This is a genomic window from Rufibacter sp. JT20002 (genome assembly GCF_056491185.1).
On sequence record NZ_JBSZJY010000002.1, the window covers coordinates 389,521 to 403,378 of the forward strand.

The following is a 13,858-nucleotide window of genomic DNA, read 5'->3' on the forward strand; positions in this document are numbered from 1 at the left end:
GACAGCAAACAACAAAGCCTTTCGGACCTGCTTTTCTTAAAACAGGCCCGAAAGGCTTTGTTGTTTGCTTAGAGAAGTCTGGAAACTTACGGATTGGTAGACCAGATGCCGGCTTCTTTCAGGAACACCCTGCGGTTCAGTTTCAATTGGCAAACCACAAATTCAGCGAAGTCTTCTGGCTGCATTACTTTTTCAGGGTTACCGTCTGTAAGTTTCAGGTCCAGGGAGAGTTCGGTGGCAACGGTGCTGGGGGTTAGGGTAGTTACCCGGATGTTATGCTTCCGGACTTCCTGCATCAAGGACTCAGACAAGCCTATCAACCCAAATTTGGAAGCGCTATAAGCACTGGTAACCGCTGAACCGCGTTGGCCCGCCGTAGAGGATATGTTCACAATGTCGCCTACTTTTTTGGTGATCATGGCCGGTAGCACAGCGCGGGTCACGTAGTAAGGTCCCATCAGGTTCACTTTGATAATGTGCTCCCACTGGTCTGGCTCAAGTTCCAGGAACTTGCCAAAAGAAGCGGTACCGGCGTTATTGATCAAAATGTCTATAAAACCCAGTTCTTGCTGCACCTGCTCCACCGCCTCGTTCACACTGTGTATTTTGGTTACATCGGCTGTGACAATAGAGGTTTCCACGCCATAGCCCTCAATCTCAGAGGCCACTTTTTCTAAATCACTTTGGGTTCGGGATAGCAAGCCTATATTTACTCCTTCTTTTGCCAAAGCAATGGCTACTGCTTTCCCAATTCCTTTTCCGGCCCCGGTGATGAGAGCGGTCTTTCCTTTCAAAGATTCCATAGTTTAACTTTTGTAAAAACATCAAAAGTAGCAGAGGAAAATCTTCTGCTCAACCTATATCCGCTATCCTGCAGGATACGGTAGGCCTTAAACAAACGGAAAATAAAGGACCTGGTTTGTGCCTGACCAAAGAACCTCTTGCAAGGCATCTTCAACTTTCTGTTTTCTAATAAGTTAAAGATTTGAATTAAATAATGCCCTTTAACAGAATACTTAAGTGTACCAGGATGATAGTCTTACCTGTACCGGGTTTGCATAGAAGGCTTTTTGTTTTACTGAGAAGTATGTGCTCAGAAGAACCTCTTCCGTGCAAATTGAATGCCTTAATAAGTTTTTAAATCAGCTAGTTGCCTAATAAACAGGGTGGTAAAGCCTTCTGCCATTTGCATCTTAGACTGCATTCATGCCTTAATTTTATAGTCTCTTTTTAATAAAATATTGTAACCTTTTTCTTTTTTAGATGAATATAGTTTAGAGCCCTTTTCAGAAAAGAAGGCTCAAAAAAGGTTCTTGCAAATAAGGTTTGTATATTGAGCCTATTCCGGCTTCTGATGTATTTTCCGGTTTCATTTATCACCCCCCTACACATGAATGCAATCCAACGAAACAACGTAAAGGTGAAAGGCAAAGGCCAAAAGCCCATGCTGTTTGCCCACGGATACGGCTGCGACCAGAATATGTGGCGCTACATCACCCCAGCCTTTGAGGACGAGTACAGAATCGTCCTGTTTGACCACGTTGGATTTGGGAAGGCAGACACCTCGTTGTTCACCCTGGAACGATACGCTTCTTTGCAGTCCTACGCCGTTGACATTCTTGAAATCTGTGAGGAATTGGAGCTGGAGAATGTCTTGTTCGTTGGCCACTCGGTCAGTGCCATGATTGGGGTACTGGCCTCCATCTTGGACCCCGATCGGTTCTCAAAACTGATCCTGATTGGTCCCTCTCCGCGGTATATAAATGATGAAGAATACACCGGAGGCTTCACCCAGGAGGGGATTAATGATTTGCTGGTATCCTTAGAAAGCGATTACCTGGGATGGAGCAACGCCATTGCCCCGGTGATTATGGGCAACCCCCACCGGCCGGAGCTTAGCCAGGAACTGGCCCAGAGTTTCTGTCAAAGCAATAGGGAAGTAGCTCAGGAGTTTGCCCGCATCACCTTCCTGTCTGATAACCGTGCGGACCTGAATAATGTCAAAACCGAAACCCTGATCCTTCAGTGCAAAGAGGACCTTATCGCACCCCAGGAAGTAGGAGAGTACATGCACCAGCAACTGCCTAACAGCACCTTTAAACTTCTGGAAGCAACCGGGCACTGCCCTAACCTAAGTGCCCCAGAGGAGACGGTGGCCGCCATAAAGGAGTTTCTAGGAAAGTAAGGCTGGCCTGTAAAGGCTAAGCAGGATCGGTTTTCATTCCGGTCCTCAGTTTTAGCCGGTAAGATGTAGTGAATGGATACAACAAAAGAACTTAAGAAGGGGAACGGAGACGTTTACTTTGAGGCGCATAGGATGCCCCATAACGAGTACATCTTTGTGAACTGGATAGGTATACAATCTCTGGAAACGATGGTGATGGGCAGTAACCATGTACTCGCCATGCTGCGGGAGAGGCCTTGCAGAGGGCTGCTGAATAGCAACCGCGAGTTGATTGGCCCTTGGGAAGCGGCCGTTTCTTTCTTAGCCTATAAATGGGCACCGCAGGCAAATTCCCTTGGGCTCCGGTATTTCGCCCATATTTTATCACCCGGAATTTATGGGCAAAGGTCCTTTGAGCAGTTCAAAATCCATCTAAATGGCCATTTAGTACTGAAGTCATTTGAAGAACAAGCCTTGGCAGAGAAGTGGCTTTTGCAGCAACTAACCTGAGGTTTCCTTCACAATCATAAGTTAAAAGCCGTTTAGCAGCTCCTTTAAAGAAAAGAGCTGCTAAACGGCTTTTAACTGAAATTCTATAAGTCCTGCTATTCTTTCACCTGAACGCCAGAGGCAATAAAGGTGATGGAGGGCTTAGGCGAGGTGATGGCCGCAATCTCTTCTTTGCTTTTACCTGCATCCTCGGCAAAGTGGCGCTGGTCTTCCACGCTCACGGTGTCACGCAGGGCTACCCCTTCAAATACCACTTCTTTGCCTTTGAGGTCTTTGGGCATAAAGAACCCGTAATTTTTAAAAGTTACCCGCATAGGTTCCTGGCCTTTCACGTCCACCTCCATCCAGCAGCCTTTGGCCTGGCAAACCCCCAAGACATTAGAGGCTACTACCGCTTTAGCGGAGTCTTGGTTGGCGAGGAGTGAGGGTAACTCTGAGGCATCAATTGCTTTTGCGGCATTTAGCTTGTCACCATAGGAGGTTACCTTTTCGGTAGCGGCTTTCGCCTGGGTGGGAGGGGTTTCAGGGTTTTTGGCGCAACTTCCTATTAAAAGGGAAAGGGCCAGGGCAGATGGGAACAGGAGCTTTTTCATGAGGGTGAAGGGTAGTTTCAAAGAATAAAACTACTGAACTTTATGAAAGTACAAAACGCCCGCCCTATTTCTTCAGCGCCTGCGCCACATTCCGCTTAGAAATCAGCTCCAGTCCCTTAGCCTTCTTGCCGCGCTTGGTGGTGAACTGGCATTTAATTAGGCCGTGCTCCAGGGAGAAATACTCCTCTACCCTAAAGATATCCCGCAGGGGCATGCCCATGGCATCTAAGTTCACCTCGTACTGGTAACTGATTTTAAAACAGTCAAAAGTACCAGCTGGGGTGGTCAACTTTTCCATAGATTCCACCTTGCGGTCTGTTGCTAGTATAGAAATTTGGGTTATATTTACTGAAGAGGAGCGGACCCTTACGCCCAATTTCCCGTCAGGCAATTTTTGGCCCACCTTCATCTGCTGCGGATAGGCAATGTCAACGGGGGAGTAGTCAAAGTCCTTACCTTCAAAGGCTTTCAGCACCTGCTCTCTCAGCAGCAGCATGGCATCTAAATAGATTGTATCGCCAGAGCACCGGATGTGGTATTCATCTGAGGTCTCGGGCCGGTTGGTTTTGTCAATACGGGCACTTTTAAAAGTGGTCACCATCACGCCGTCTTTGTCGGCTTGCTGCTGCACCACTTTGTTGTTAAGCGTGCCTTTGTTGCGCCCCTTGTCGGTGACCTGGTACACAAATTCTGTATTCTTGGTTAATCCCAGGGGATTTTGACAGTGCTGCGCAAGAACGGGGGTTGGAATAACGTTTGAGCCTAGAAACCACACCAGACCCAGTATAAAAAAGTACGTGTTTTTCATAGAAGGAAATACCCCCATCAATGAGAGTAAAACTGCTATTTATACGTAGCAGCAGTTTACTTGGATATATTGGACTTTTTAAATTCAAATAAAGAAAGAAACGAGGCGTTTTCTTCGTCGTATTTCTGTTTCTGTTACATTATCTAAAAACTATGGAAAATTCTACCCAACCCGTTCACAAGCTTTCTGATGTAGCCGCCCTTCTCCTGGAGAAACTGAAGGCCGCCCAAACTGATATCACTTTGGATTTTCAGGATCTATCCGTGCAAGGACCTGGGCCGAAGGGGCAACCCGGCCAATGGAAACTGAACGGCAAGCTTTCCCTTAAAACCAAATCAACAGGGTCTTCCCCATCATAGCCATGGATGCTTTTCCTTTTGAGGTTTCCGGTAAACTGGTGATTACCGTGCTGCAAGACCATGTTCTACTAGTAGCGGAAGAAAACTACTTCATTGTTAACTTCCATGATCACGCGGCCATGGAGCGGGTGCTGGAGAACATCCTACCGCCGTCTGCCCCGGGAAAAAGTTCGGGAAGTTTGGCTAGTAAGTTGGAGAAGGCGAAGGAGCTGAATCAGGCCATGGTTAAAGCCGGTCTGGTGGTGGATGTACGGGTAAACAACAAAACCTACGTAGAGTTTGGTACCGGCAGTTCTCCCCGAATCACCGCCAATGCCGTGTTTGGGCAGGTAGGTTCATGGTTCAAGAAAAGCTAAGAAAGGCTTAATACTGGATTATTTAATATAAAAATATGTAGATGCAACGTTCTTGCAGAAAAGTGCATCAAATATGAGAAAACCTGTAAACATTCTGTTGATTTTCAGTGTAGTATCTAAGGTATGAGCTAGTGTTCTTATCTGACAGGTAACGCATGTTGGGCCGATGAATTTTCTGAATCATGAAATCTGAGAACCAAAATAAAATTGGGGCTGGAAAGATGTCCAGCTTTGAGAAGATAGAGAAGGTACCCCCCCTCAAGATGCTGTTGTATGTGAGCATGGCAGGCATGGCCATGTTGTTTTTCATGTTAACCGCCATGTTCCTGTTTAAATCAGGGGAGGCGACAACGGCCTCTTCGTTTCAATTGCCAAAGCTTTTTTCAGTGAGCACCATCCTTATTCTGGTGAGCGGTTTCTATATGCAGCAGGTACCGGGTTTTTACGCCCAGGATGACCTGGTGAGTATGAAGAAAAACCTGATGTGGTCTCTGGTGCTGGGTGTGACCTTTGCTATTGCGCAGATTGTGGCTTGGTATGAGATGGCCTCGGCCAGGGTGTTCTTTGACGGGCACCCCGCTGGCACGTTCCTGTACTTGCTTTCAGCGCTGCACCTGCTGCACATAGCCGGCGGACTGGCCTTTGCCTCTTACCTGTACGTGAAGGTGAACAGAGCCTCCCTAGACCCCATTCGCTCCCTGATCTTTAACCGCGATCCGTACCGGCTCATGCAGGTACAGATGCTGCGCACCTACTGGCACTTCCTGGACGTGATCTGGATTGCGCTTTTCTTCATCTTCCTTTTCACGTTGTAAGTAATGGGGGATTGAAAGAGGAAGTGATCAAGTAAATGAAAGTTAAAAAGCCTTAAAGAAGGAAAAACGATTTGGTCCTTTTCACTTTAGTCACAGAAGTGAAGGCTGTAAAGATCAAAGTTTCGGTGGTTAAAGAGCGTGTCAAAACGATAGCTAAATCCTACCCCTGTGGGTTTTTTCCCGAACTGTACGTGCCGGATATACGTCCGGAGAACTTCGTGTAACTCTGAGTCCAGCAGAAGTTCGCCCCAGACGGTTACTTGGTCTTGGTCGGGGTTCATTTTCTTTTCCTGAAGGACAAACAGCACGTAGTAGATAAAGTCTTCAGACGAGGTGAAGAAGAAGGAATTACAGAACTCCAGTTTCAGCCCCTGCAAGACGATCAAGGTAACGTAGTTCTTGTCTACGTAGACGAAAAGCTGGGGACGGGTGCTGCGCTCTGCCATGTGCAGGACACCTTCCATCAAGGCGGAAGTCTGGTGTACAAACTCCACCGGGCTTTCCTGAAACTTTGGGGCTAACCACTCTTGGAGTAGGGCGGGGACGGTAAAAACATTCATGAGCTCTAACCGCGGATGCTCATGGTGGTGCACCACTTCCTGCTCGGGTTCCACTACCGCATTCAGTTTGAGGTATTCTTCGCGGGCATTCAGGTCAAAAAGCGCCTCGGGGATAAGAGTGAATTGCTGATTTTTGATGCCAATGCGCACCTGCTGCCATTTTCTCTCCTGCAGCAACGGATTAGAAGAACTCAGTTCCTGCAGGTAGCTCATCGCGTTCTCCACCGTGGAAGGTCTTTCCGCCTCATAGTCCTCCAGGGCAACGAACTTGTTTCTCTGGGCATCTAATACGCCCAAGCGGATGCGGTGGGCACCAAAACTGAGGTATAGGTGTGCACTGGCACTATAGCTAGGGTCAAAAGCGTCATCTACGACGCGTTGCGTCTGTCTGAAAGCCGGCACGGACGTTGTCAAGGATAAGTGGTCTAGTGAGAATGTGACTACAATATTACTCAATTTAAACCTACTCCCCATGCCATGATGCCAGATTGATGCCCAACGCCAGCAGATAACCTTGATCTAAGGAATGTTGAAACCTAAGAATTAGCTCCTTTTGAAGCCTCGTTTTTGAAAAGAAGGGCCAAACCAGCTTCTACCTGGCAAAGCTAAAATGCTAACTTATTTAGTCCATTTTACTCCTAATTTGAGAAAAACAGACTTAAAGGCCGAAACGTATTAACTGATAGCTTAAACCACAATTTTAGAAATCTACCGAGTAGATCTTCTCCAGCTGTTTATCATTGATCCAGGTGGGCAGGTGTCGCAGGGCAAGGTTGCGGGCTTTCATAAACAAGGGATTTTGCGCCTGGGCTACTTCGCCTAAGAACCTGGATTGTTTGGTAATCCAATGGGTGCGGGGCATCCGGCGTTTCTCAAAGCGTTGCGCCGCCTTGTTGAAATTAAAATCCTTCTGCAGTTCATCTACAAACACCACGGCATCTTCTACGGCCTGGCAGGCTCCCTGACCCATATTTGGGGTAGTGGCATGCCCGGCATCACCTAGCAGCAGGATGTTTTGGAAGGCAAATTGCGAAAGAGGCGCTAAATCATAAAGGTCATGCCAGAGTAGCTGTTCTGGTTTGGTATGGTTGAACAACTCCGGAATGGGGGCGTGGTAGTGTTTGAAATGCTGCTGCAGGTCTTCTACCTTCATGGTTTTCATGGCAGGGTCATTCTCCCGCGCATTGATACAGGCAAACCAATAGATTTTGTTTTCTTTCAATGGGGTCCATCCCACCCGGCCGGCTTTGCCCCAGGTCTCAGACGCGTAGATGCTTTCCAGTCCGGGATTTTCAATGATGGCCCGCCAGCAGGTGTACCCTGCGAATCTGGTAGAAGATTGGGGCAACAGTTGTTTCCGGATGGCTGAGTGAATCCCATCTGCTACCAATAGGAAATCAAAGGTGGCTTCGGTGTTATCCTGAAAATGAACCGTGACCCCGTTCTTGGCAACAGAAGTACGAAGGGCCTTTTTGTTTGGGTGCAAAGAATCGGCGGGGAGTTGGTTAACCAGCACCTGGTGCAGGGAGGCCCTATGGATCACGAAATTGTCTAACCCATACTTGTCACTGATGGCGCGGCTGTCGGTGCGGTTAATGAGGTGCCCATGTTTATCAAAGATATGGAAGCCGTCCAGGCAATTGCCTTCGGCGATTACCTCCTGGTCAATGCCCAAGCGCTGAAACCCTTTGATGGCGTTCGCGGCAAGAGCCAGCCCCGCGCCCACGGGCTCAAACCGGGGAGCTGAATCGAACACCTGCGGCTTTATCCCAATATTCTGTAATCCGATGGCCGTGGTAAGACCCGCAATGCCACCCCCAATAATTCCGATCTTCATACTAGCTTTTATCTACCTTTTAACATTTAATGGTAGGAAAATGTGCCGGGTGCGTTAAACTTAAGGAATTCGGTAGATCACCGTGTTGGCGTTCATTCCGGCTCCCACTGAGGCAAACACCACCGTATCGCCGCTCTGGAACTCCTGGCCGTCAAACTCTCCACGGGCTATGAAGTCATATAGCACGGGCAGGGTGGCCACCGAGTTGTTTCCCAGAGTGGCAATGGTCATGGGCATGATCTGGGCCGGGATGGTTTCAATTCCATACAGTTTGAAAAGTCTTTCCAGCATGGCTTCGTCCATCTTTTCATTTGCCTGGTGAATCAGCACTTTCTTGATAGCGGAAAGCGGAAGCTGGGCTTTGTCAAGGCAGTCTTTGATTACCTGCGGTACCGTTTTAAGGGCGTATTCATAAATCTTACGACCATCCATCTTAATGAACAGGTCTTCCTGCGGAACGACCGGATTGTAAGAAGGGGAAGAGTGGAGCCAATACGTCTGGGTCAAGGTATCTGACACGGTAAGGTGTTGCAGAACTCCGCTTTTGGATTCTCCTTCTTGGGCCTCCAAGACAACTGCCCCGGCCCCGTCAGAATAAATCATGCTGTCGCGGTCATGGGCATCGGTGACGCGTGACAAAGTCTCGGATCCAATGACCAAAATCTTCTTGGCATCGCCTGACTGCAGAAAATAATGTGCCTGAATGACGCCCTGCAACCAGCCCGGGCACCCAAACGGCAAGTCATAGGCCACGGTGTACGGGTTGGCAATCTGCAATTTGTGCTTGATGCGCGAGGCCAGCGGAGGCATCATGTCTACCCGCCGGGAGTTTGCTTTCACATCCCCGAAATTGTGGGCCACAATGATGTAGTCCAGGGTTTCCGGGTCTATACCGGCATTTTGAATCGCTTCCTGCGCGGCCAGGTAACCCAGGTCAGAAGCAACCATCTCCTCGGCGGCATACCTTCTTTCCTGTATCCCGGTTATCTGCTCAAATTTTTGGATAATGACTTCATTGCTGTTGGCCAATTGTTTGCCCGAGGCGTCAAAAAAGGTTTGCTCCAGGAAATCAGCGTTGGAGACCACTTGGTCGGGGAGGAATCTGCCAGAACCAGTGATGATAGTAGAAAGCGTGCTAGGTGACATAAAGGGTAGGTTGTATGGGCCAGAAAGAGGTTTGCCTTGTTAAGCAAATTAAAAATTAGAGACAAAAAAAGGAAGTGGCCGGAAAACAACGGCAAACCAGGTTTCTGTCTGCTGCAGAGGAAAGGTGCAGAATAAATCCTGAAATCAAAAACAGGGGAAAGAAATTGAATAAAAAGCAGGGGAGGAGAAAGGATTTGTTTTAAGGCTTTTAGGTAAAAGGAGGCCTAAAACAAAAAACTATGAAGCACCTGAATGCCTTGTAAACCAGGTACGGTAAGGAACGGTTTTTACTAAAAGATGGGGGATGGACTAATCAAACAGGAGCTTGGCGCCGCCCAAAAAAATGAAAATCCAGATCAAGCCTTTGATCAGGAAAAACAGGAAGCCCGCGACACCTATTCTTTTTAAGCCTTTTTTCCAGTTAGACATCATCTTAAAATTTTATACGGTGAAAGATGGGGGAAGTACCCCATACGAAGAAACTAGTTTTAGGTAGCTTTTCAAAAAACGGCCTCAAAAGAAAAGGCTTTGATCAGAGCAGTAGGGTAAAAAGAAAATCGGCGCAACTTCTGCAAGTTGCGCCGATTTCAAAATTTGTTACAGTTTGTAAGATACCGTGGCCATGAACTGACGAGGAGCAATTGGGTTGATGCTGTTATCGTCGTGGGCGTTGTAGGTTAGTTTGTTGAGCAGGTTGGTCATCTTCACGCGAAGCGATAACCGCTGGATGCTGTAGCCTACGTGCGCATCAAACAGGAAATAGTTAGGCAGGGCAATCAACTTGTAGTTGGGGTTGGCGGCGGTAGTGTTTCTGCCTGCCAAGCGCTCACCGGCGTAGAAGGAGCTCAGACCCAGGTTCAGGCCGTTCAAAGACGCGTTCTGGAAAGTGTAGTACACGCTGGCGTTTGCGGTATGAGACGGGTTGTAGCGCAGACGGTCATTCTTCGCGTAGATGTTGCTTTCTGTGTAGCGAGTGTCATTGTAGCTGTACCCGCCTATGAAAGAGAAGCCGTTGATGCTTTTGCTCATCAGGTCAAGCTCTACCCCTTTGCTGGTCACCTCGCCGCCAAGTTCCCGGGCATTGGCCGGAATGTTGTTCGGATTTCCTTCCGGGATGATCACGTTCTGCACAAACTGGCTGTTCACAATTTGGTAAAGCGTAAGGTTGGCGGAAAGCAGGCCTTTGAACAGGTCATTTTTCACCCCCACCTCATATTGGTCAATGATGGAAGGTTTTAAAGGGTTGCTGTTGGCATCAATACCGCTGTTAGGCGTGAAAGAGTTGGCATAGCTGGCAAACACAGAGGTATTCTGGGTGGGTTGGTACACAATACCTGCCCGTGGGCTAAACGCGTAGTCATACGTGTGGGTGTTAGTGGTAGTCCCTTTGGCGTGGGTGAAAATATCGGTTTCCATGTCAAGGTAGCTGTACCGTAAGCCCGCCAGTACTTTCCAGTGGTCAGAGAGGCTTAACAAATCTTGTACATACACCCCAACCCGGTTAGTGAGGGTGTTGGTAGTGGTGTTACGGGCCAGAACCGGAATGTCTGAGCGCTGCTCGTACTTGTTCAGGTCATAGATGTTGATCACGTCAAAGTTGGGCTCTGAAATGAAGGCGTACGTGTCTGTGTTGTACTTATCCATATCGGCCCCGAAGAGCAGGGTGTGCTGGATGAATCCGGTTGAGAAACGGCCCGTAAGGTCTAATTGGGTAAGGTAATAGTTCTCATCAGAGGCGCTGCGCTGCAAACCTCTTCTCAGGTCTCCGTTGAACGATCTGGCCTGGGTTTCAGGATCTACCTGGGCGATGAAACCGGTAGGGCGAGTGGTGCTGATCTGGCGGGCATCGTAGTTCTGGTAAGAGGCAATCCCTTTGATGTTCCAGTTAGAAGTAATGTGGTGGGTGATGGAGGCCATGGCACTCTTCTGCTCCACGTTGTTCTCGGCGAAGGAAACACCTAAGAAACGGCTGCGCGGAATGTTGGCAATCTCATAGTTGATGGCTCCAATCCCGAAGTCAGGGGTGCGGGTGTCTTTCAGGTAGTCTCCTTCCAGTAAGATGTCGGTTTTACTTCCAGCCTTCACCAAAAGGGAAGGGTTGATGTAGAAGCGCTCTGCTGAAACCCCGTCCCTGAAACTGCCCGCGTTCAAGTAAGACGTATTCAGTCTATAGGCTACTTTTTCACTGTTGTTAATGGCGCCGTAAACATCCAGAGAGGGTTTGTAGTAGTCATAAGAACCTACCCGCATGCTCACTTCTCCGCCGGTTTCAAACTTAGGCTTTTTGGTCACCAGGTTCAGGACGCCGCCTGCAGACACGTTCCCAAAAAGGATGGCGTTGCTGCCTTTCAAAACTTCCACCCGCTCAAGGCCGCTCATCTCGGGCATGACGCTGTTGTTGTAGCGGGCACCATTTTTAAACGTGTTGCTGCTGGAGAAAGCAAAGCCACGGCCCGCAATTTCTTCCTGGGTACCGCCGGTGGTGCCCGATACGTACACGCCGTTGACGTTTTGTAGTACTTCGCTTAAGGCTTGGGTTTGCTGTCTTTCCAGTACCTCACCGCCAATTACGGTCACGCTCTGCGGCAGGTCTAATGGTTTAATAGCCACTTTGCCAGCGCTCACCGGCTTCTCATTAAGGGTTTGGCGCCCTGTTACCACTACTTCGCCAATGCGCTGGCTGCTTCTTACCAGCGGAATATCCTGTATAACCGTTCTGTCTGAAGAAACACTGATTTGTCTTTCCTCCACATTGTAGCCCATACAAGAAACCTGTAAGGTATAGCTACCCGCGGGCACGTTCCGGAAGAAGAAAGCTCCTTCTTCAGAGGTCATAGTGGACTTTTCAAGCTCCTTAAGCATCACACTTACGTAAGGCGCGGCTTCACCGTCTGAGGTGGTGATTCTACCTTTCAGGTTGCCATTTTGGGCAAAAGCCAAGGTAGAACATAAGAGAAGAGCAAAAGATAAAAGAAGGGATGGTATGAATCTGGGAGAGGGGTAGGTGTGGGTCATGATGGGTTTAGCTTTATTTAGACTTGTTCTAAACTGATGCAAACTAAACACCTGTTTAGAAACATTCCAAATAAGTTCCCCAAATATTTGATAAATTTAATAAAGAGGTGATTTGGGGCTTTTATAAGGGTTTTTTTGGGGTTCTTATGTAGAGAACACTCTTTTAAACAAAATATTAAAGTTGGGGGTGGGTGGCTAAAAGGTCGCTTTTAACCCATAAAAGGTAAAAGAAGATGAAAGCGGAAAGAAGAAGCCACCCTATTCAAGGTCTGTAAAAACCTTGAATAGGGTGGCTTTTTGGTTCAACAAAGGGTCTTAGAAAATCTTATGTTCTTAGGGTTTGCCAGACAGCAGGCTAAAGCAAGCCGGCAGCTTTAAGGTCCTTTTTCGGAAGTTTGCCCTTAATCAACTCATAAGACTGCCGAAGTAAATGCTCCAGCTTATCAGCGGGAAGCGCCTCAGGGTTTTCAAAATACACCCATTTATACCTGGCCAGATACGGTGCTGGGATGATACCGGGCAAAGCGACTAGTTCCTCAAACTCCTGGTCGGTGACCTTCAGCGAAAAGGTGAAAGGGGGCTCCAGGCTGGCCACGCAGAACATCTTTGCCCCAACAGAGAAACACAGGTCATGCTCCCACTTAATGTTTTCGGTCACGGCAGGGTAGGAAAGGCAAAGGGAGCGGAGCGAGTCAAGGGTCATGCAGGTTCTTGGGTTAGTGAACCCGAAAGATACGATTGTTTTGACCCTGTTTTCCAAAAAGAACCTTAAAAGGAGGGGCCTACCGCATGTTCACTAATTGATTGCCGCAGTTAGAGCAATAGTTGTCGGTTTTCCTGACGGTTTGCGCGCAGTTGCCGCACGTGACAGGGGTGGGGTCAGGTGAATCGGAGGAGTTTCCTTTCACTTTGGACAACTCCACGGTTACAATGCCGGTGGGTACGGCAATAATGGCGTAGCCCATCAGCATTACCAATGAGGAGATGATCTGGCCCAAAGCTGTCCGTGGGGTGATGTCCCCGTACCCCACGGTGGTGATGGTGACAATGGCCCAGTAGATGCTCTGCGGGATGCTGGTAAACCCGTTTTCCTCGCCTTCCACTACGTAAATGACTGTCCCTACAATCAGCACCAGGGCAAATACCGCCACTATAAAGACCGTGATCTTGTGCAAACTGGCCACCAGTGCCCTGGTGATCAGTTGGGCGTTTTCTACGTAGCTGGTTAGCTTCAGAATCCGGAATACCCGCAGTAAACGCAGAATCCGGATGGTCATGATGAACCGCAAACTTGGCGCGAAAAAAGCCAGAAAGGTAGGAATGATGGAAAGGAAATCAATGACGCCATAGAAGCTGAACATGTACTTGAGCGGCCGGGGATTGCTGTAGATCCTTAGCATGTACTCCAGGGTAAACGCAATGGTGAAAAACCACTCCAGCAACCTGAAGAGATCATTAGCAAACCGCCGGTAAGCTGGCACACTCTCCAGGCAGACGGTAAGGGTAGAAAGCAGAATCATCCAGAGCAGCACCACGTCAAACCTTCTTCCGGCCGGCGTGTCTGTTCCGTGGATGACAATGTAGAGCTGTTTCCGCAATCTGGCCTGGCCCATATTTCTTACTTCTTTGATTACCCTCAGAGTGAATGTATACGACTTCTACGTAGGCTAAGGGTTTTTAAACCGCTCCTCCTTC

14 protein-coding genes are annotated in these 13,858 nt (G+C 48.4%); 5 read left to right on the forward strand and 9 right to left on the reverse strand.

The window, feature by feature from the left end; all coding sequences use genetic code 11:
• Positions 1-86 precede the first annotated feature (86 nt).
• The gene (locus ACW9SV_RS11125) at positions 87-803 is read right to left on the reverse strand and encodes a 3-ketoacyl-ACP reductase (RefSeq protein ID WP_479556837.1); all 717 of its coding nucleotides are present in this window, start codon (positions 801-803) and stop codon (positions 87-89) included.
• A 587-nt stretch (positions 804-1,390) separates the two neighbouring features.
• Here ACW9SV_RS11125 and ACW9SV_RS11130 point away from each other — a divergent pair.
• Positions 1,391-2,185 (forward strand): alpha/beta fold hydrolase, encoded by a 795-nt coding sequence (locus ACW9SV_RS11130; protein WP_479556838.1) that lies wholly within the window; start codon positions 1,391-1,393, stop codon positions 2,183-2,185.
• A 72-nt stretch (positions 2,186-2,257) separates the two neighbouring features.
• A complete protein-coding gene (locus ACW9SV_RS11135; RefSeq protein ID WP_479556839.1) occupies positions 2,258-2,674 on the forward strand; it encodes a hypothetical protein in 417 nt (138 codons plus the stop codon).
• 95 nt (positions 2,675-2,769) lie between these two features.
• Here the strand turns inward: ACW9SV_RS11135 and ACW9SV_RS11140 are convergent, their stop codons facing one another.
• Together ACW9SV_RS11140 and ACW9SV_RS11145 are read right to left on the reverse strand one after the other, a co-directional pair.
• The gene (locus tag ACW9SV_RS11140) at positions 2,770-3,267 is read right to left on the reverse strand and encodes a DUF4920 domain-containing protein (RefSeq protein WP_479556840.1); all 498 of its coding nucleotides are present in this window, start codon (positions 3,265-3,267) and stop codon (positions 2,770-2,772) included.
• A gap of 64 nt (positions 3,268-3,331) precedes the next feature.
• Positions 3,332-4,075, reverse strand: coding sequence for a TapB family protein (locus ACW9SV_RS11145; protein WP_479556841.1), 744 nt, complete (start codon positions 4,073-4,075; stop codon positions 3,332-3,334).
• Between the two features lie 152 nt (positions 4,076-4,227).
• Here ACW9SV_RS11145 and ACW9SV_RS11150 point away from each other — a divergent pair, with 152 nt between their 5' ends.
• The 3 genes from ACW9SV_RS11150 to ACW9SV_RS11160 all read left to right on the forward strand — a co-directional run bounded on the left by ACW9SV_RS11150 (position 4,228) and on the right by ACW9SV_RS11160 (position 5,605).
• Positions 4,228-4,434 carry a hypothetical protein gene (locus ACW9SV_RS11150; protein ID WP_479556842.1) on the forward strand — a complete coding sequence of 69 codons (207 nt, stop codon included), beginning with the start codon at positions 4,228-4,230 and terminating at the stop codon, positions 4,432-4,434.
• Positions 4,435-4,436: 2 nt separating this feature from the next.
• Entirely contained in the window at positions 4,437-4,790 is a 354-nt protein-coding gene (locus tag ACW9SV_RS11155; protein WP_479556843.1) for a hypothetical protein, read from the forward strand.
• Between the two features lie 182 nt (positions 4,791-4,972).
• On the forward strand, positions 4,973-5,605 hold the full coding sequence (locus ACW9SV_RS11160; protein ID WP_479556844.1) for a cytochrome c oxidase subunit 3: 633 nt from the start codon (positions 4,973-4,975) through the stop codon (positions 5,603-5,605).
• A gap of 86 nt (positions 5,606-5,691) precedes the next feature.
• On the opposite strand, the gene ACW9SV_RS11165 is transcribed toward ACW9SV_RS11160, so the two are convergent.
• The 6 genes from ACW9SV_RS11165 to ACW9SV_RS11190 form a co-directional block, all read right to left on the reverse strand.
• On the reverse strand, positions 5,692-6,579 hold the full coding sequence (locus tag ACW9SV_RS11165) for a DUF3822 family protein (protein WP_479556845.1): 888 nt from the start codon (positions 6,577-6,579) through the stop codon (positions 5,692-5,694).
• 286 nt (positions 6,580-6,865) lie between these two features.
• On the reverse strand, positions 6,866-8,002 hold the full coding sequence (locus tag ACW9SV_RS11170; RefSeq protein ID WP_479556846.1) for an FAD-dependent monooxygenase: 1,137 nt from the start codon (positions 8,000-8,002) through the stop codon (positions 6,866-6,868).
• Between the two features lie 60 nt (positions 8,003-8,062).
• Positions 8,063-9,148, reverse strand: a complete 1,086-nt coding sequence (locus ACW9SV_RS11175; RefSeq protein WP_479556847.1) for a 3-oxoacyl-ACP synthase III family protein — start codon at positions 9,146-9,148, stop codon at positions 8,063-8,065.
• 597 nt (positions 9,149-9,745) lie between these two features.
• Positions 9,746-12,163 (reverse strand): TonB-dependent siderophore receptor, encoded by a 2,418-nt coding sequence (locus ACW9SV_RS11180; protein ID WP_479556848.1) that lies wholly within the window; start codon positions 12,161-12,163, stop codon positions 9,746-9,748.
• A gap of 355 nt (positions 12,164-12,518) precedes the next feature.
• Complete coding sequence (locus ACW9SV_RS11185) at positions 12,519-12,866, reverse strand: MmcQ/YjbR family DNA-binding protein (RefSeq protein WP_479556849.1); 348 nt, start codon at positions 12,864-12,866, stop codon at positions 12,519-12,521.
• 79 nt (positions 12,867-12,945) lie between these two features.
• Positions 12,946-13,776 (reverse strand): ion transporter, encoded by an 831-nt coding sequence (locus ACW9SV_RS11190; RefSeq protein WP_479556850.1) that lies wholly within the window; start codon positions 13,774-13,776, stop codon positions 12,946-12,948.
• Positions 13,777-13,858: the final 82 nt, after the last annotated feature.